We start from the raw sequence: 20,366 nt of genomic DNA, 5'->3' as shown, positions 1-20,366 counted from the left end.
ATTTTGGAGTTGAATAATTGTTAAAAACATAATTTCAGTAAAGAGAAATGGGAATTTCGTTTTAATATTCGGTTTATTCTATATATTTAATAATATGAAAATAGTACAATATAATTAGTTTAAGACACGCAAAAAGGAGATTGAAAGTATGAATCAATCATCAAATATAAAGCGTAATACTTATTTAAATCAAAGAACGAATATCATAAACCAATTTGAAAAGTTTATCATTGGTCCGATAGAGGAAGATGAAGTATTAAGTAGAAAGACTAATCCTATGTCTCTATATTTAACTGGTAAATTAGTTCCTTTTGGCTCTACTACAGAAGTGGTAAATGAAGAGGAATTTGACATTCAAACAAAAGAATTAATGGATACAGAAAGCGTTGATGAATTAATTATTAATCAGAATCCATTTCGTGCTTCTTCTATGGGGTATAGCTTTCGTTTAAATAAGCTAGTTCCAATGAATGTGAATGTATCCTGGGGCATGTATGATGAAGAAAAGTATCAGCGAAAACAAATAGATTTTTCTTTGGAAGGTATAATTCCCGAAACAAAAGAGTGGCAACTTGAAGAACCAGGTATATTGCGTTGTAAAGTTAAAGAAAGAAATGGAACTTTTCATGTTAGCTTTTATTTGTTAAATGGATATAGGAGGAATAGTTATCCGCTCCAAAGTGAGGTTATGTTTCAAACGAAGATAAGAATAGAAGTAGCGAAAGAAGCCATCATAAAGTTCAGCTCACAAGCAGATCAATGGAATCTAGGAGATGAGTTATTATACCGTCACGTTAATGAATTTGCTATAGGTCATGGTGTAGGTGTTAATTACAGCTTTATTGATAATAAATGTTTATTAGAAACAACTTGGTTACCACATACCGAGGTACCTATTGTTGAACATCGGACGATTGAAGGACTAAATACATCTATGGTGGATTTGGCTGGGATGAGCCAAAGTACATTGAAAAGTAATTTATCTTTAATTGTGTATTCATACAAACATTGGGTTGATAAACAAAAAAATAGATACGAGCATGTACCTCAACATTTACATTGTATTGTTGATAAGAATCTGCAGAATGTAGCACATATAATAGCTAGAATTGAAAATGGTATTCATGCAGTTGTTACAGACGATAAGAATTATCAAGCTTTTCAATTTGCTAATAAAGTTATGGCTATTCAACAAGGACAGTCAAGAAGTGCATTGGAATTCCGTTCGAGTGGTAAGAGACTTAAACCAGTGTTTGATGGCTCCTGGAGATTGTTTCAATTAGTTTTTATCTTAATGAATATAGATGGAGTGAGTGATCGTAGCCATGAAGATCGAAATGTTGTTGATTTATTATGGTTTCCAACTGGTGGAGGGAAAACGGAAGCATATTTAGGTGTGGCAGCATATCTTATGGGTTTAAGAAGATTAAATGGAGTAGCTTATCAGAGAGAAACGTATGCTGGTGTTACTGTTTTTATGAGGTATACATTAAGATTATTGACAACTCAGCAATTTCAGCGTGCTACTGCTATGATATGTGCTGCAGAGTATGTAAGAAAACAAAATCCAAACAAATGGGGAATAGAGCCTTTCTCTATTGGTTTATGGATAGGACAAGATTCAACTCCCAACTATATTGAAGATGCAAAAGAAAAGTTGCAACAAATTAAGGATGGAAATGAAGTCAAAAAAGGAAATCCTATGCAATTACAGCATTGTCCTTGGTGTGGATCACAGTTAACAGCGAATGATTATCACTTTGATGACCATAGCCAAAGAATTATGTGTAGTAATAGGGAATGTTATTTTTCTAGCAATGGTGGAATACCAGCTTATACGGTGGATGAAGTCATTTATAATTTCGTACCATCAATAGTGATAGGAACAGTTGATAAAATAGCTCAAATTGCATGGAATAAGCGCTTTTGTGAGTTATTTGGTATGAAAACACATTACGATCCAATTGAAGGATTTGTAAATAACATGGATCACCCTTGTTATCGAATAGTAAATAAGCAAAGGGTTGAAACAACTGAGATAGATAGATTAATCCCTCCAGAACTAATTATTCAAGATGAATTACATTTAATTAGCGGTCCATTAGGTTCTCTTACTGGATTATATGAGTTAGCAGTGGATTATTTATGTCAATATGATGGTTATGGTCCTAAAATTATAGCTTCTACTGCCACAATAAGAGGTGCAGATGAACAAGTGCAGCGTCTATATGGAAGAAAAGTATCACAATTTCCTGTTCCGGTAATGGATGCAAGAGATAATTACTTTTCATATGAAGTTCCTTTTGAGGAGAAACCGGGACGCTTTTATATGGGAGTTTGTTCACCAGGGGTAAGTAGTGCCATCCACACCGTTCAAACCTATGCTGCTTTATTGGCTATTGTAAGAAATATAGAGATGTATGATGATTCGATAGATCCTTATTGGACTGTGCTAGGATATTTTAATACTGTTAAAGAGTTATCAGGAACAGCCACCAAGATTCAAGATGAGATACCTATACGTTTAAAAATGCTCTCTAGGGATAATAAGAAAATCGATACGTTAATACATGAAGAATTAACTTCCAGAAAAAAAGCGGCTGAAATACCACAAGTGTTAAGTGCAATGGAATCTAAGTACAATGAAAATGCTCTTGATATCGTTTTAGCTACTAATATGATTTCAGTAGGTGTCGATGTAGATAGATTGGGTGTAATGGTTGTGCATGGGCAGCCTAAAACTTCATCTGAATATATTCAGGCTACTAGTAGAGTTGGACGTAAATACCCAGGATTAGTAATTACATTATTTAATTCTATGAGATCAAGAGATTTATCGCATTTTGAAAGATTCAAGTCTTTCCATGAAGCGATGTATCGTTATGTTGAGCCAACAAGCGTGACTTCATTTGCTCGAGGAAGTATAGATAGAGGGCTAACAGGTCTAGTTGTAGGAATGATTAGACAGACGGATGCTTATTTAAGGAAAGAGACAGGAGCAATAAATTTTAGAGAAAATAGTATAACGGAAGAAATTTTGGATTTCATTGCTAAACGTGCTTCTTTAACTAGTGAAGTAGATTATGAAGAAATAGCTACAGCAGTTCTTGAAATATATAAATGGTGGGAAAATCGAGCAGAGCATGAAGAAAAGTTGAGTTATAAATATAACCCAAAACAGGGAAGAGTAAAGCATATTTTAAAAGGATTTAAAGAAAAAACAAGTGATTGTGATGCCAAATCTGCTTTACATTCATTGAGAAATGTTGAAGGGGAGATACGGATAGTGGAGGAAAGAAACTATGAATAATACAGAAATAGGCAAACTTCGTCCGTCTCAATTATTACAGTATTATGGTCCTGGTGCTATCGTGGATCTATTAGAAGATAGTGTGGTAATCACCCCGGCAGATAAATGGTATATACCTAGAGAGAATCGATATCATGAAACCAGATTAGAAAGAATGCTGAATATAGACTATATAAGATTAGTTAGTGAAGGAGAAGATAGAATAAAAGTGGGGGCAAAACCTTTTCCAAAATGGAGAATATGTCCTTCCTGCGGCATGATGGATATGTATGCAAGCAGAAAGTGTTACTATTGCTACAAAAATGAAGAGAAAGAAGTAAAGTTGTTTCCAGCTCGTTTTATACTGGTGTGTGAAAAAGGTCATTTGAGTGATTTTCCTTGGATTGATTGGGTGCATAAAGGGAAAACATGTAGTAGTGGGAAACCAGTATTAAAATATAAGTCCAAAGGTTCTGCAGGTTCTTTATCAGATATCAAGATCAAATGTGTAAAATGTGGAGAAGAAAACAATCTAGCAAATATTTTTAAAGAATCAGAACTAGAAAAGTACGTGCCGTCTTGTAATGGTAATCGACCATGGATAGGTGATTCTGAAAGTTGTGACGGTAAAATGGTGACTAGTTTACGAGCAGCTTCTAATGTTTATACACCACTAATCACAAGTGTCTTATCGATTCCTTTAAGTTCTTCACAGGAAGATGATTTGATGTTCCTTGTTGACAGTAAGAGAGAAATTATCTCGAACTTACTAAATTCAATGAATTTTGATGAAAATATGAAGAAGATGGTTATATGTTCGGCTCTTGGCAGGGATGAATCTGATTATGAAAAAATTATGAGTTATTATGTTAACGAACAAATGGTAACCTATGATTCAATTAGAAAACAAGAATGGTCCACTTTAACCATAGGTAATGTGAATGATCAAGAAACAACAGGGTTTATCAGCAAGGACGTAATGGTGCATGATGACTTAAAGCCTTATTTTAAGAAGATTACGCGTGTCGATCGATTAAGGGAAGTAAGAGTCTTACATGGATTTACAAGGTTGCAGTATCCTGACCCTTTTTTTGAAGAAGATATACAAGCTATATCTATCATGGAGAGAAAACAACCTTGGTTACCAGGAGCTCTTGTTCATGGTGAAGGAGTATTTTTTGAGTTCAACCCAAATAAAATAAATGGATGGCAATCCAATCAAACCATACAGGAACAGTTGCAGAATATCATTCTGAAATACAACCGAAAGAGAGAAGAATTAGGTTATAGCTCTAGGGATCTTTCATCTAAGGATATATTAATTCATTCCTTTTCTCATATGTTAATGAAAGAATTTGCTGCTCATTCTGGATACTCTACCACTTCACTTCGAGAAAGGCTATATTGCGGTCCAGGAATGATGGGCGTTTTAATCTATACAGCTTCTTCAGATTCAGAAGGGAGTCTAGGAGGTCTAATTGAATTAACGAAGCCAGAGAAGTTATATCCAATCTTTGTTCGCGCTTTGGAAAGAATGGAGCATTGCTCATCTGATCCGCATTGTTCTGATGGTGATTTTGATTTACAGACTTCTGTTAATGGAGCGGCATGTCATGCATGCTTATACGTGTCCGAGACTTCTTGCGAATGGAATAATCAATTGCTTGATCGCCGTACGTTAGTTTCATTATTAGGGTTTGAAGAGTTGCCATTTTTCAATGTATAAATTGATTGATAATTCATATATATGCATGCTAAGGGATGATAAAAATGAATACGGGCGATTTACTGGGAGAAATAAAAGATTTGCATGATCAATATCATAAACTGATCTTTCTATGTAAAGAAGTGAACATTGAACAGGTATTGGAGAGTAAGCAGCTTGAATTTGAAACAATTAATCTAAACTTCTTATTAAGTGAAAAATTATTAATGCTTTCTATTAGAGAATATCCTCTATATGTAGAGGAATATGTTAGGTCTTTTTGTAAGGATAAAGACAAGATTTATTGTCTTCAACATATCGAGATTTTGTTTGATAAAAGTTTAGAAGTTAATCCGATACGATTATTCGAAAATATTAGTAAGCAATATTGCTTGATTGTTCATTGGCCAGGGGAATATAAGCATAACTCCTTATGCTATGCAGAAAGTGGTCACCCTGAACATTTTATTTGTACCAATTTTGAGGGAAAAGTTATTTATTAACAGGGAGTGGATTTTAATGGTACGTTATGGAGATTTAATAGCATTTGAAGCAGTAGAATCTGTTGTTCAATTAAAAGACGCAAATGATAAGGACTACGCTATATCATTGCTAAATTCGTATGTAATTTCTGATAGTATGGCAGAAAAAATAACACATGAAATCATCGAAAGCATACAATTTGACCGTTGGGTGGATAATAAAGGTTTATTGATTGTTGGTAATTACGGAACTGGTAAATCACACTTAATGAGTGTTATTTCTACTATTGCTGAATTAGATGGAGCTAGTAGTTACATAAAAAATAAAGATGTAGCTGAGAAATCGAAGGAAATCGAAGGGAAATTTAAAGTTATTCGTGCTGAATTTGGTGCGGTTACAATGCCTCTTAGAGATATTATATGTAAAGAGCTAGAAAGAGGCTTATCAAAAATGGGAGTAGATTATACATTCCCAGGAATTGATACGGTAACGAATAATAAAGACATGTTCTATGAAATGATGGAGTTATTTGACGAGCAGTATCCTGGAAAAGGGCTATTATTGGTTATTGACGAGTTATTAGATTATTTACGTGGTCGAAATGAAATGGAATTAACGCTAGATTTAGGCTTTTTACGTGAAGTCGGTGAAGTATGCTCCAAAACACGTTTCCGTTTTATTTCAGGTATCCAAGAAATGCTATTTGAAAATCCAAAGTTTCAATTTGTTGCAGATTCGCTTGCTCGTGTTAAACAACGTTTTAATGAAGTTCGTATTGTTAGAGAAGATATAGCATATGTTGTTTCAGAGCGTTTATTAACTAAAAATGACGAGCAAAAAGACCTCATTAGGGAGCATTTGAAGAAATTCACAAAATTATATAATGGATTAAGTGAAGATTTAGAGACTTACGTGAATATGTATCCGATTCATCCAGCTTATTTAGAAACATTCGAAAAAGTAAATATTGCGGAAAGACGTGTAGTTTTACAAACTATAAGTAAAGAAATTAAACAATTGTTAAATAAGGAAGTACCTGAAGAATCTACGGGTATGATTTCTTTTGATGGTTATTGGAAGTTTATAGAAGGTGATTCGTCTTTCCGTACTAAAGATAACGTCAAATTAATATTAGAAAAAGTGGAAACATTAAAAAGTTGTATACAAAACAGTGTTAAACGTCCATATAAAGCTGTCGCTAATAAATTGGTAGATGCTTTGGCTGTTTATCGTTTAACAACTGATGATATAAAAACGCCAATTGGGTTATCATCTGAACTTTTAAGAGATAAATTGTTCATTAGTAATCCGATGCTTTTAGAGATGGATGATGAGGCCGCTGATTTCTTGAAAACATTCATTGATTCTGTCTTGAAAGATGTAAGATTAGCTGCCAGCTATCAGTTCTTATCGGTGAATGAGGATAATGGACAGTATTATATTGACATTCAAAAAGTAACAGCAGTAGATGAATTGATTGAAGAGCGTGGAGAAGGCTTAGCTAATAATCAACTAGATCGATTTTATTTTGAAGTATTAAAACAAGCAACTGAAGTAGCTGAAACAACATATGTGACAAATTACAAAATATGGCTGCATGAATTACCATGGGAAAGTCGTCGTGTGAAAAGACAAGGGTATTTATTCTTTGGAGCACCAAATGAGCGATCCACAGCACAACCGGAACGTGATTTTTATATTTACATGTTACAGCCATTTGAAGAGCCGAAGTTTAAAGATGAAGAAAGAGAAGATGAAGTATTTTTCCGTTTAAAGCATAAAAACGAAGATTTCATCCGTATACTTCGCTTATACGGTGGCGCCAGCTTAATGTATAACGATACGACAACGAATAAGCAGTTGTATAAACCAAAAAGAGATGACTATCGCAAGGAGCTAGTCAAATTATTAAAAGAACAATTTGTAGATGTTTTTGAAATCGTATACAAAGGGAAAACAGCAAATGTTTTAGAACATGGTTTCTTCTTGCCGAGCAATCCTGATTCTTTATTAGAGGTCATAGATTCTGTTTCATCTGATTTGTTATCGCAATGGTTTGAACAAAAGTATAGTGACTATCCTTCGTTTCGAAAGTTAGAAAAGTCATTATTGACTAAGAATAATATGAATACGTATGTTAAGGATGCTCTTGATTATATTAATGGCAAGAAAACCAATCAAGGTGCTGCCGTTTTAACAGGTTTGGTCTTACTTGATAAGAATGGACATATAAACACTAATGATTCGGGTTATGCAAAATGGGTAATGCAATTATTGAACCAGAAAGAACAAGGGCAAGTCTTAAATCAAAATGAGCTTATTGAAGTGATCAACACTGTCCATGGTTCAGAAGATCAACGCCTGACTAAAAACTTTAATATGGAGCCAGAATTGCTAGTCATTGTTTTAGGGGCTTTAATCCAAACAGGTGAGATTGTTGTAACGGTTAATGGGAAAACATATGAAGCGATGAATTATCCTGAATTTTGTAAATTGCCAATTACTGATTTAACATACTTTAGTCATATTAAGAAGCCAACAGGGTTAAATATTCCTGCTGTACAGTCATTGATTAAAATGTTTGATGTAGCAAATGCTGATTTCACAAATCCTGGTTCAGTTGATTTTTCAATTAAACAAATTATATCTGAAGCAACTAAAGCTACAAGTAAGACAATCGAAATAATCAATTATGTAAGAGATAATTTTGTGATTTGGGATGGACAATTATTTAATGAGCAAGAAAAGCAAGATAAAATACAGAAGTTGCAAAGTTTAAGTGAGTTCTTACAAACTCTTCAAGTATACAATAGTCGAGCTAAAATGGTACATTTAAAATTTGATGTCAGCCGGATAGAAAAAGAGATGGAACATCTTTCTTTAGTGAACCAACTAGAAAAATTGCAACATAAGATTACTGAATTTTCCAAAGTGGCTGATTATGTGAATAGAGCAAAATTTGTTTCATCTCCCAATCAGACTTGGATTAACGAAGTAGAGGTAGCATTAGACAATTTAAGCATTGCTTTGAAGCATGATGAAGATTGTATCAATGAAATCCATGAATTAGAACAGCTGAAAAAGCAATACATTGATCATTATATGAAATTGCATTCAAATGCCCGACTGAATGCAAGTGAGAACCAAAAGAAAAATCAACTCTTACAAGATAATCGTTATGTTGCGTTACAATTGCTAGCAAGAGAAATTTCGTTTTTACCAAGCGGTGTTTTCGATGAATGGAAAAATACCGTTAAATCTTTGAAGGATTGTTATAACTTAACGGCAGATAAACTTAATCATTCTGTTATATGTCCAAATTGTAGTTACAATCCAAAAGAAGAAATCAACCACTTGAAAATATCTCTAAAAGAATTGGATGAAAAATTAGATGAAATATACACTAGTTGGATTGATACGCTTTTAACCAATTTTAACGATCCAATAGTGAAAGAAAGCATTGAGTTATTAGACGGTGAACAAAGAAAATTAATTGATGAATTTATTAATAGTAAAACATTGTCTTTACCGGTTTCACCGACTTTAATTACAGCCATTAATACGGTTTTACAAGGAATACACAAAGTGCCGGTTAATATGGATGAAGTATTAAAAGTGCTTGGGGAAGGTAATCCAATATCTGTAGATGATGCTACTGCTAATTTTAATCGATTGATTAAACAAATGATTGGTGCAAATGAGAAGAATCGTGTACGTCTAATCATTCAAAAGTAATAGGGGGAAGAATTTATGGGAAACAACGAACAACTTACTCTACTAGATGAATCTCAAAAGGCAGACAACGGGACCGTTGTCTGCTTAGGGATAACATTTAACAATGATGATGAACGCAGGGAATATTTTAGAAATGAACTAAGAAAAAAACTGCCAGAACTAAAAGAAATAGAAGGATTTCCTATTGGAGAAGATGAGGATATTATTGCCTTATCTGATCCTCCATATTATACAGCTTGTCCTAATCCTTGGATTAATGATTTTATTGATGAGTGGGAGAAGGATAAAAAAGATAAATATAATAGAGATTTAAATGAAACTTATTATAGAGTTCCATTCGCATCAAATGTTAGTGAAGGTAAAAACCATCCTATATATATGGGGCATTCCTATCATACTAAAGTACCGCATAGAGCGATAATGAGGTATCTACTCCACTATACTAATCCAGGTGACATTGTATTAGATGGATACTCTGGGACTGGTATGACAGGCGTAGCTTCAAGATTTTGTGATTGTACAGAGGAAGTTAAAGAACTAAATTATAAAGTGGATAATAATATAGTGCAAGACGATTCTGGAAATGAAATTTCGAAAATTGGATTAAGAAATGTAATTCTAAATGATCTCTCACCAATAGCAACTTTTATAACTAAAAACTATAATCAACCATTCGATTCATTAAGTTTTTATAATGAATTAACAAAATTAATTGATAATGTTGAAAGAGAACTTGGATGGATGTTTGAAACGAATCATTCTAATACTGAGATAGGTAAAATAAATTATGTGATTTGGAGTGACATATTTACCTGCCCTAATTGCTTAGAAGAAGTAATATATTGGGATCATGCGGTAGATTTGGAAAATAATAAGACAAGAGAAAAATTTCCTTGTAAATCTTGTAATGCAACTCTAACTAAAAGAAATTTAGATAAAAAATTAATAACTATAAATGATGTACTGCTAAATAAAATAATAACAAAGTTAGAAACTAAACCAATAATTATAAACTATACCTATAAAGGGTCTAGGTATAACAAAAAAGTTGATGAAAAGGACCTAGAGAGACTAACAAAAGTCAATGAGTACTTGAAATCATACGATTTTCCTGTATCTAAGATTCCTGAAGGACATAATACTGAACAACCAAAGAAAAGCCATGGTTATACTCATGTTCATCATTTGTTGTCTATGAGGAATAATATTATTTTAGGTGCCATATACAAGAAAATTAGGGAACTAAAAGAAAATAAAGACTTAGCTAAATTTTTATTTACAGCATGTTTAACTAATTTAACTTTTTTATATAGATGGAGAACGAGTGGAAAGGGAGGAGCTACTTCAGGTACTTTATATGTTTGTTCCACACCTCAAGAAAATAATCCCTTTAATCAATTTAGAAGAAAGCTAAATGATATTAAAAATGTTTATATACCTAAAGGAAATACAATTATATCAACTAATTCAACTACTGAACTAAGTATTAGAGATAACTCTATAGATTATATATTCACTGATCCGCCTTTTGGATCCAATTTAATGTATTCAGAATTAAATTTTCTTTGGGAATCGTGGATTAAGGTTTATACAAATAATGATAAAGAAGCTATAGTGAATAACGTACAAAAGAAAGGTTTAGCAGATTATCAACATCTAATGGAGGATTGTTTTAGAGAATTTTATAGAGTATTAAAACCTGGTCATTGGATAACAGTTGAATTTAGTAACTCGCAAGCAAGTGTTTGGAATTCCATTCAGGAAGCTTTGAAAAAAGCTGGTTTTGTTGTAGCGAATGTCGCAGCGTTAGATAAAAAACAAGGGAGTTTTAAAGCAGTTACTTCTATGACAGCTGTCAAAAAGGATTTAGTTATAACTGCATATAAACCTACTCAAGAAAGTGTGCAAAAGATTATACAAGAACAGAATACAACTGAATCAGCTTGGACATTTGTAAGACAACACTTAGAAAAGTTACCTATTTTCATAGGTTCAAGAGGTCAAGCAGAATTTATTATTGAAAGAACACCTCGTATCCTTTTTGATAGTATGGTTGCTTACTATGTTCAAAATGGTTTGAACGTTCCTGTTTCATCTGCAGAATTTCAATATGGAGTAGAACAACGTTTTCCAATGCGAGATGGGATGGCATTTTTAGAAAGCCAAGTGGCAGAGTATGATAAAAAACGTATTTTAGTAAAAGAATTCTCACAAATGAGTTTATTCGTATCAGATGAAAACAGTGCGATTGAATGGATACGTCAGCAATTATTAAAGAAACCACAAACGCGTCAAGATATTCATCCGAACTTTATGAAAGAAATACAGCATATAGCAAAACATGAGCAGCTTCCAGAGTTGGATGACTTATTATTTCAAAACTTCTTACGCTACGAGGGTGATGGTTCTGTACCAAATCAAATAGTTACTTATTTGCATAAAAACTATAAAGACTTACGAGGTTTAGAAGCAACAGATCCAGCAATAATAGAAAAAGCAATGAACCGTTGGTATGTGCCGGACCCTAATAAACAAGCCGATTTAGAAAAATTGCGTGAAAAGGCTTTATTGCGAGAATTTGATAGTTATATTGAAGAATTAGCGAATAATAAGAAAAAACTTAAAATGTTCCGTACAGAAGCAATACGAGCTGGTTTTAAGAAAGCATATAGTGAAAAAGATTTTGAGAAAATTGTAAAAGTAGGAGACCGTTTACCGGAGAGTGTTATTCAAGAAGATGACAAGTTATTGATGTATTATGATAATGCTTGTATACGACTGGGATTATAGTAGGTGATTCTATGAATAATTGGCGAGATATCATTATAAATAAAATGAAGTATTGTTCTGAGTCATTAATTTTTTTTATTGATCCGGATTATTTACTAAGTGATGAAATTCTTTTGCGAAAAATTGAGGACTTAGAGTTCACTATTACACGTTACGAAAATAGTATTCAATTTCGATTTTTCTACGAGAAATATTGCCGTTACAGTAATAAGAAGTTTCTAGTATATAAAAATAATGAAACCGAGCTTCCTTTTGATATTAAGCAGCAATCAGCAATTTTACAAATTGATATATCGACGATTTTTCCGAATTTCTCTGTTCCACTACTTAGAAAATTAAATATAGATGACTTAGACGCCTTGTATACTGTGCACGCGCAGTATCAGGGCTCTTCCTCTACAAAAGAGACGTTAGTTTATTTAATTAAGCATTACTATAAAATACCGTATGATATTGTCGATAATCAGGAAGAATTGTACAAAGTATTGCTGTCTATTCATTATAGAAAAGTATTGATACCACCCATCGTTAAAGAGTTCCTATACACGAAGTGGAAAGATAAACCTGCGTTTAATAGCCTGCCATTACAATCGATGATTACAGATACACCTTTTTTCTATGAGTATATTGAATCCGAATGGGAAAATGTAATAAAAGCATTTACGTTAAATAAAACAAATGAGATTTTAGAGAATGATTTGATATATTTTACTCATCCATTTAAAAATGATGATGTTCGCAGGTTGATGAATGATTTATTTTTAGAAGGAAAACTTACAAAAGTAAAACCGACTAATTTAGTCAATACCTTACCAGATTGGCTAAACTATGCAGTTGATTTAAACTCAAAAGAGTTATTAACAGAACGAAACGAGTACTTGACTAGAAAAATAAATGAGAAATTAGAGAATATTGATTCATATAAAGATTGGTTTACGATTATCGATTGGTTAGCAGAGCTAAAATCGCTAGTTTTAAATGTAGATAATGAGAAGATCTCTACAGATACACAAGATATAATGAAGAGTATTAATGAGAAGTTTCAGCAATGGATGTTACTGAACTACCATACATTGGTTAGTTTAGCGCCATATCCAAAACCTAAAATGGTCCATCACATTCCTTATATTTTAAAAGAGGAAATGGAAACTAAATCTTCAGAAAAAGTTGCATTGTTGGTCATGGATGGCATGAGTTATGTTCAATGGAAGACAGTTAAAAAGTATCTAGAAAAACACCATTTAGACTTTGAAGAAGAAGGTGTATTTGCTTGGGTTCCTACACTAACATCTATTTCTAGACAAGCTATTTTTTCAGGGAACATTCCTATTACATTCAGTACAAGCTTAGCAACTACTTCAAAAGAAGAAGCAGAATGGAAGGGATTTTGGGCGAATCAAGGTGTAGTTAAACAGTATGTAGGCTATCAGAAAGCACTTGGTTCAGAACTATATGATAAACAAAGAATTCTACCTATAAAACGGCCATCATTAAAAGTTTATGGTGCTGTTATAGATGTACTCGATAAATTAACCCATAATACAATTTTAGGTGAGAAAAGCCTATATTCTCAATTAAACCTTTGGTTAGAAACAAACTTTTTACTGGAATTATTAGACACGCTTCATCAAGAAGGATTTAATGTTTATATAACGTCAGATCATGGTAATACAACTTGTATAGGAACTGGTAAAATAACAGAAGGAGTACTAGTTGAACAAAAGGGTGAGAGAGTAAGAATTTATGATGATTCGGTCATATACGAAGAATCTTGTAAGAAAATCGATGGTATTCCATGGGTTGGTGTAGGATTGCCGGATCACTATCACGTCTTATTAGCCAAATATGGTGAATCCTTTACAAAAAAAGGTGAACAAATAGTCACTCATGGTGGGATAAGTATTGAAGAAACGATTGTTCCCTTTATTAAAGTATTGCCAAATCAAGGAGCGAATTAGATGGTAAAGCCTGTTGGTTTTGATCAAAAAGTATCAATGCAACATTTAGATTATGTCGCTTCCTACAGTAGGAAGACAACTCGGAAAGAAATGTATGAAATTTTAGATGGTTTTTTACGCGAAGATATAAAAGGTACTATGTCGCGGAAACATGCAATTACTATGCTAATGAAAATTTGGTATTTAGTAGATGATGAAATAGTTACCTCTAGAAATAAAATACTTGAGGTGTTTACTGAGTTAACAAAAGAAGAGCGTCTTGTTGCACATTGGGGGATGATGCTTGTAGCCTATCCGTTTTTTAAAGATGTAGCAGGAGAAATAGGCCGATTATCTCAATTGCAAGAGAATGTGCCTAGTACATTCATTAACAAACGTATGAAGGAATATTACGGGGATAGAAGACGTGTTGAAGTAGCAACAAGTGCGGTATTAATGAGTATGAAATCATGGGGGGTTGTTTGCCCCGAAAAAAACAGAAATTACTCTTTGACGCAAAAAATAAATATTACGAATCCTTTGCTTCAGGCTTTTATCATTCAAGTAATGTTAAAGGTTTTGGATAGTAAAGCTGCACAACTTGATATTATTCAAAATCATTCAGTATTCTTCCCTTTTAATTATGAATTTAATATGTTTGAATTAAGAGAAAAGGAAGGGCTAGCATTTCATCGACAAGGGTTAGACAAATTGGTTGTTGAAAAAACGTCTAAATAACCTTATTCCATAGTGGGGTAAGGTTATTTTTATAGGGGAGGGAGAAAATATGCTATCTGTTGGCGAGATTATATCGAGTAATCATTTTCCTGAAAGTGTTGAAATTAAAAAATGTGACGAACTTGGCGATTACTATGTGATAGAAGCGATTGGTCAAGAATCAAGTAAATATTATGAGTTAATGGTCGAAAAAGATAGAATGGATGAGTTTAGTAAGCAAAAAGAAGTAAAAGAGTTAACACGAATTAGAGCGATTGATGTCCAAAGATATATCCAATATTTATTGCTGAAAAATGAGAAAAATTATTCGCATACAAGAGCTCTTGGCAATAAAAACTTACTGCCATTGCCTCACCAAATCGAAGCTGTTTATGGTCGAATGTTACAAGTGCCGCAAGTTCGCTTTTTATTAGCGGATGATCCTGGTGCTGGTAAAACAATAATGGCTGGAATGATCATGAAAGAGTTGCAGGCAAGGATGAGTGTGGAAAGAGTCCTGATTTTGGTTCCTCCGTTAGTATTGAAACAATGGCAAGAAGAATTAAATGAAAAGTTTGATGAACAGTTCCATATTATTAATAGAGCAACGCTAAGAGAATACGGAGAGAAAAATCCATTCGTACAAAATAAGTTATGTTTGGCTTCCATGTACTGGGCTGTTAGAGATGATGTAAAGGCTCTTATTCAAGAGGCACAATTTGATTTTATTATCATCGATGAAGCACATAAAATGGCTGCCTATACATACGGAACTGTAAAAAGAAAAACGTTTCGAACAAAGCTATATCAATTAGGTGAATCTTTGCTTAGAAAAACGGAGCATTGTTTGTTACTAACGGCTACACCGCATAAAGGTGATTCCGAAAACTTTAGGCACTTAATGAAACTCATTGACGAGGATATTTTCTCAAGCAGTGCTGTAAATGAAAGTTTAAAGGAAAAATCAAATCCGTTTATAATTAGAAGATTAAAAGAGAACTTAAAGAATTTTGATAATACTCCATTGTTCCCAAAACGAACAACTAAGACTCTCCAGTTTAACTTAACAGATGAAGAATTAGCATTATATGATGCTGTAACTGAATATGTACGAACATATTTTAATAGAGCAATTAATAACGGGAGTAATTCAACCGCTTTTGCGATGATGCTACTGCAACGTAGATTAAGTTCTTCTATTGATGCCATTTATAAGTCGTTAAAACGCAGACATAATAAGCTATTGGCATTGTATAAAGAAACGGAATCTGAAAGGAAGAAGCATTTAAAAAAAATTAAATCCTTGGAGACAGAACATTATTTAGAAGAAGAGAATGCAGAGCAAGAAAAACTAGAATTTCAAATGGAAGAAGCTGTTGATATTATAGACATAAAAGAACTTAAAAAAGAGATTATTGTCCTTCGAAAATTAATTGAAAAAGCAAAAAATATCAAACTATATTCAATAGAGAAGAAATACCAAGAATTAGAGGATACATTATTTGGTGAAAAAGGGCTAATCAATCATGGAGAAAAAATTCTTATTTTTACAGAATCTGCAGATACTCTAAATTACTTAGAAAAAAAATTATTGCAAAGAGTTCCACAAGTATCGAAAATAGTAGGCACATTTTCGATGGAGCAAAGAAGGAAGCAAGTGGAATTATTCCGTAATAGTTGTCAAATTATGATTGCTACCGATGCTGGAGGAGAGTCAATTAATCTCCAATTCTGTAATCAAATGATTAATTACGATATTCCATGGAACCCCAATAAACTTGAGCAAAGAATGGGGCGTATACATCGAATTGGCCAGAAAAACGAAGTATTCGTCTTTAATTTAGTGGCACAAAATACTCGAGAAGGCAGTGTCATGTATAGGCTGTTAGAGAAAATGGAACAAATGAAGACAGATTTAGGTTCTGATCTGGTATATGATTTCATTGGAGAAGTAATTGAAGAACATTTTGATAGCTTATCTGATTTAATGGAGAAGGCCATTATTGGTCGGGAGCATTTAGATGACATTATTGCCAATATGGAAAAAACACTAACTGACGAGCATAAAAAGCTTTTAACTTTAATGCAGGAAGAAAGAATGATTGATGATCAAGTGAACTTGCCTGCTTTGAAGCGTGAGAAGAATGATATGATCGTTCAAAAAATTCCAAGACGTATTTATACGGATTTTACTGCCTATGCTTTAGAGAAAAAGAAAGTACGAATTATTAAATCAAAAGATTTAAAAGTGATGAGAATTGAAAGGTTGCCGAAATTTATCCGTGATTATATGCCAGAATTTCAAGACTATCAAGGCGAAAGCTATCGTTTTACGAATTCTATTGAATATGAGGCAGAAGATGTTCCGATTATCAATGAAGAGCATCCCTTATTCGATGTTAGTTTAGAATTGATGAAACGTGAAATTGAAGGTCAATCGTGGTATGAATATACAATTACAGGTAATGTTCCAGAACAATTGCATATTGAAATATATTTTGTGAGTATTGTTGACGGGACCGGTAAAGAGCTGGATAACCAGTTTATTCACTTAGCAAAAAGGTTGAACGGAGAGGTAATTGAATTAGATCCGTACTGGATTTTTATGAGTGAGTTTAAAGAGAATGATTTCGCAGCCCAGAAGGAAGTGCATTATAAATGTACAAAGGAAATGATGCAGGAGTATGAGGCAATGCGAAAGCATGTTTATGCAAAACGTGAAAAGCAGTTAGAGAAGCTTTCGATGTTTCTAGAAAAAACCTTTAATCAGCAATACAATGAAACATTGAATAAACTAAATGAATATCAACTTGGTAATTTTGATAATCGTAATACAATACTTATTAATCAAATGAATGCGAAGCTTATTGATTTAGATTTGAAGAAAGAAGAACGATTAACATTGATTAATCGACAGAAGAATATTTCAATGAAACCTCCTAAAAAGGTTATTTCATTAAATATTGTCCCGGAAGGAAAGAGTGAGCGAGTGTTGGCGGCGGATTATATTGATGTCGTATTAAATTATGAAAAACAAAATGGACGATTAAATGTTAAGCGATATAGAAACCTTGGTTTAGTTGATTTTTCAAGTGAACGATTTAATGGTGAAGAACGATTTATTATTTTAACAGAAAAAGAAAATTATGTTCCTAATGATTTTTATTTGGAAGATTTACAAGAGGTTTTGGATAAACTTTTTATTTATGTTGTAAAAGACGGTAGGATAGTCGAAGAGAATGCTATCAATGGGCAATTAAATATTAAACGGAGCAGTGATTGATTTGTATCACTGCTCCATTTAATATCTTGTATCTTAACCTCAGAGAAGAATTCGAGAAAAAAGCATCTATTCATGTTATCATAAACTCACGATATTGTATTAATCTAAGAAAAAAGGTGAACACACTACATGATCGTATACGAAGCAAACAAAAGCGAATTCTTAAAGGACGTCTTTGAAGATCATCTGATTGATAATATTACAAGAAATTATAATGCGAAAATTGGTCGTATTAATAAAAGTGAGTTGCGCTCTTGGGATAATTCCATGCAATATATGTTTCGAGTGTTGAGTGACGCTGAAATCCCGGATAATGCTGGGGTTGCTATAGAGTTTAAAATTCCGTATACGTCTAAAAGAGTAGATTTTCTTATTTCAGGTAGTGATGAAGAGAATAGCTCGATTGTGATTGTGGAATTGAAACAGTGGGAAAAGATTGAAAAGGTTGAAGGGAAAGAGGCAATCGTAAAAACAGTGCTTGGCGGGGGATTGCGGGAGACGACACACCCATCCTATCAAGCGTGGTCTTATGCTGCTTTGATTGAGGATTATAATGAGAGCGCTCAAGAATATCAAATGCAATTGCATCCTTGTGCGTATTTGCATAATTATATCAGGTTAGGTGAAAGCGACCCGATTACAGATGATTATTATGACTATTATTTAGAGAAAGCTCCGGTATTTTTAAAGGGTGATGCCGGGAAATTGCGAGACTTCATTAAAAGGTACATCAAGTTCGGTGATGATAAAGAGAACTTATATAAAATTGAGAATGGCAGAATTCGTCCTTCTAAATCTCTGCAAGATTCCTTGGTGAATATGTTAAAAGGTAATCAGGAATTTGTCATGATTGACGATCAAAAAGTGGTGTATGAGACAGCGAAAACATTGGCGCATCAGGCAATGAGAACCAATGAGAAGCAGGTTTTGATTGTTAAGGGAGGGCCAGGTACCGGAAAATCGGTATTAGCCATTAACTTACTGGTTGAATTGACGGCTAAGAGTATGGTTTGCCAATATGTGACGAAAAATGCTGCGCCAAGAGCGATTTATGCCAGAAAGCTAAAGGGAGATTTTCGAAAAGGACATATCGACAATTTATTTACAGGTTCGGGAAGCTACGTTAATGCTCCTGCTAATGAGTTTGATGTTCTGATTGTGGATGAAGCACATCGTCTGAATGAAAAGTCTGGGATGTTCAGTAATCTTGGAGAAAATCAAATGAAGGAAATTATTAATGCTTCAAAACTCTCCATCTTTTTTATTGATGAAAGACAACGTGTCACATTAAAGGATGCGGGAAGTATAGCGGCTATTAATCAGTTTGCTGAACAACTTGGTGCTAGCATAACCATAACTTATTTAGATTCTCAGTTTCGTTGCAATGGTTCAGATGGTTATTTAGCCTGGTTGGATGATGCCCTGCAAATAAGACAAACAGCGAATGAAAACTTTATGGGTGGAAATTATGATTTTCGCGTCTTTTCAAATCCGAATGATATGAAAGAAGAAATATTTAAGTTAAATAAAGTTAAAAACAAGTCACGGTTATTGGCGGGGTACTGTTGGGATTGGCTGAAGGAAGGTAAGAATGATACGAATATCCATGATATCGTCATTCCTGAATATGATTTCGGTATGAGCTGGAACCTTGGAAACTCAGATAGCTGGGCCATTGATGAAGACTCTGTCAATGAAGTGGGATGCATTCATACGTCACAAGGATTAGAATTTGATTACGTTGGTGTTATTATTGGGGATGACATGTATGCCGAAGATGGACAAGTCAAAACTGATTATACGAAAAGAGCCAAAACAGATTCTTCTTTAAAAGGAATTAAGAAAATGGCTAAGGAAAATCCGGAACAGGCATTACAAGTCTCTGATGAAATCATTCGCAATACGTATAGAACGTTGATGACAAGGGGACAAAAAGGATGCTTCGTTTATTGTACTAATAAGGAATTGGAAAAGTACTTTTTAGATAGATTAAATGAAGTACATGTTTCCTATGAAAAGAATGAATTCTTTAAATCAATTAGCAATGTAGCTGAATCTAATGAAGAATATAATTGAAACCGATTGAACCCGATATTTTGAAGAAGTTTAATCAATGAAATGACAAATTTTAAATAAAGGTAAAAACGTAGATAAAGATAGTGGGTAAATCATCTTATTTTAAAAACTCCCCCCCAATGTTTACCTTTTAGTTCTCCAACTAAAAGGTAAACATTCGGAGGAGTTTTTTTATTAGCCGTATAAGTAGTAAATTGTTAATAGGGTGAACAGTGATCTAAAGCAAAGGATCTTAACCATTTTTAAAAAGTTTTTAATGTGACCTATATAGTTCCACGTTCCTTGTTAATATATAACCATTGAATGCGTAGGACAAAGAGGAATACAGATTTCTTTTTAGCTGGAAAATAG

General features: G+C 33.3%; 9 protein-coding genes. All 9 read left to right on the top strand.

Annotated elements, in window-relative coordinates; translation table 11 throughout:
- Window positions 1-148: 148 nt before the first annotated feature.
- Window positions 149-3,310: a DISARM system helicase DrmA gene (gene drmA / locus IEO70_RS06075; RefSeq protein ID WP_190997472.1), complete on the top strand. Its 3,162-nt coding sequence runs from the start codon at window positions 149-151 to the stop codon at window positions 3,308-3,310.
- Window positions 3,303-5,015, top strand: a complete 1,713-nt coding sequence (gene drmB, locus IEO70_RS06070; RefSeq protein WP_190997471.1) for a DUF1998 domain-containing protein — start codon at window positions 3,303-3,305, stop codon at window positions 5,013-5,015. The genes drmA and drmB overlap by 8 nt, the downstream gene beginning before the upstream one ends.
- 44 nt (window positions 5,016-5,059) lie before the next feature.
- Window positions 5,060-5,497 (top strand): BREX-3 system P-loop-containing protein BrxF, encoded by a 438-nt coding sequence (gene brxF, locus IEO70_RS06065; protein WP_190997470.1) that lies wholly within the window; start codon window positions 5,060-5,062, stop codon window positions 5,495-5,497.
- 16 nt (window positions 5,498-5,513) lie between these two features.
- The gene (locus tag IEO70_RS06060; RefSeq protein ID WP_190997469.1) at window positions 5,514-9,212 is read left to right on the top strand and encodes a DUF6079 family protein; all 3,699 of its coding nucleotides are present in this window, start codon (window positions 5,514-5,516) and stop codon (window positions 9,210-9,212) included.
- Window positions 9,213-9,227: 15 nt separating this feature from the next.
- Window positions 9,228-12,002: a DNA methyltransferase gene (locus IEO70_RS06055; protein WP_190997468.1), complete on the top strand. Its 2,775-nt coding sequence runs from the start codon at window positions 9,228-9,230 to the stop codon at window positions 12,000-12,002.
- An 11-nt stretch (window positions 12,003-12,013) separates the two neighbouring features.
- The gene (pglZ, locus tag IEO70_RS06050) at window positions 12,014-13,960 is read left to right on the top strand and encodes a BREX-3 system phosphatase PglZ (protein WP_190997467.1); all 1,947 of its coding nucleotides are present in this window, start codon (window positions 12,014-12,016) and stop codon (window positions 13,958-13,960) included.
- Complete coding sequence (locus tag IEO70_RS06045; RefSeq protein WP_190997466.1) at window positions 13,961-14,677, top strand: hypothetical protein; 717 nt, start codon at window positions 13,961-13,963, stop codon at window positions 14,675-14,677.
- 49 nt (window positions 14,678-14,726) lie between these two features.
- Window positions 14,727-17,939, top strand: a complete 3,213-nt coding sequence (locus tag IEO70_RS06040) for a DEAD/DEAH box helicase (RefSeq protein WP_190997465.1) — start codon at window positions 14,727-14,729, stop codon at window positions 17,937-17,939.
- 129 nt (window positions 17,940-18,068) lie between these two features.
- Window positions 18,069-20,015 carry a DUF2075 domain-containing protein gene (locus IEO70_RS06035; protein WP_190997464.1) on the top strand — a complete coding sequence of 649 codons (1,947 nt, stop codon included), beginning with the start codon at window positions 18,069-18,071 and terminating at the stop codon, window positions 20,013-20,015.
- Window positions 20,016-20,366: the final 351 nt, after the last annotated feature.

Source organism: Peribacillus faecalis (assembly GCF_014712675.1).
GTDB classification, from domain to species: Bacteria; Bacillota; Bacilli; order Bacillales; family DSM-1321; genus Bacillus_AD; species Bacillus_AD faecalis.
The sequence above is the reverse complement of the archived record's forward strand: the minus strand, read 5'-3'. Positions and strand labels throughout refer to the sequence as shown.

Excerpts from the sequence above, each read along its gene's own strand:
- drmA (WP_190997472.1), top strand. The coding sequence starts at position 149 with ATGAATCAATCATCAAATATAAAGCGTAATACTTATTTAAATCAAAGA.
- drmB (WP_190997471.1), top strand. The coding sequence starts at position 3,303 with ATGAATAATACAGAAATAGGCAAACTTCGTCCGTCTCAATTATTACAG.
- brxF (WP_190997470.1), top strand. The coding sequence starts at position 5,060 with ATGAATACGGGCGATTTACTGGGAGAAATAAAAGATTTGCATGATCAA.
- IEO70_RS06060 (WP_190997469.1), top strand. The coding sequence starts at position 5,514 with ATGGTACGTTATGGAGATTTAATAGCATTTGAAGCAGTAGAATCTGTT.
- IEO70_RS06055 (WP_190997468.1), top strand. The coding sequence starts at position 9,228 with ATGGGAAACAACGAACAACTTACTCTACTAGATGAATCTCAAAAGGCA.
- pglZ (WP_190997467.1), top strand. The coding sequence starts at position 12,014 with ATGAATAATTGGCGAGATATCATTATAAATAAAATGAAGTATTGTTCT.
- IEO70_RS06045 (WP_190997466.1), top strand. The coding sequence starts at position 13,961 with ATGGTAAAGCCTGTTGGTTTTGATCAAAAAGTATCAATGCAACATTTA.
- IEO70_RS06040 (WP_190997465.1), top strand. The coding sequence starts at position 14,727 with ATGCTATCTGTTGGCGAGATTATATCGAGTAATCATTTTCCTGAAAGT.
- IEO70_RS06035 (WP_190997464.1), top strand. The coding sequence starts at position 18,069 with ATGATCGTATACGAAGCAAACAAAAGCGAATTCTTAAAGGACGTCTTT.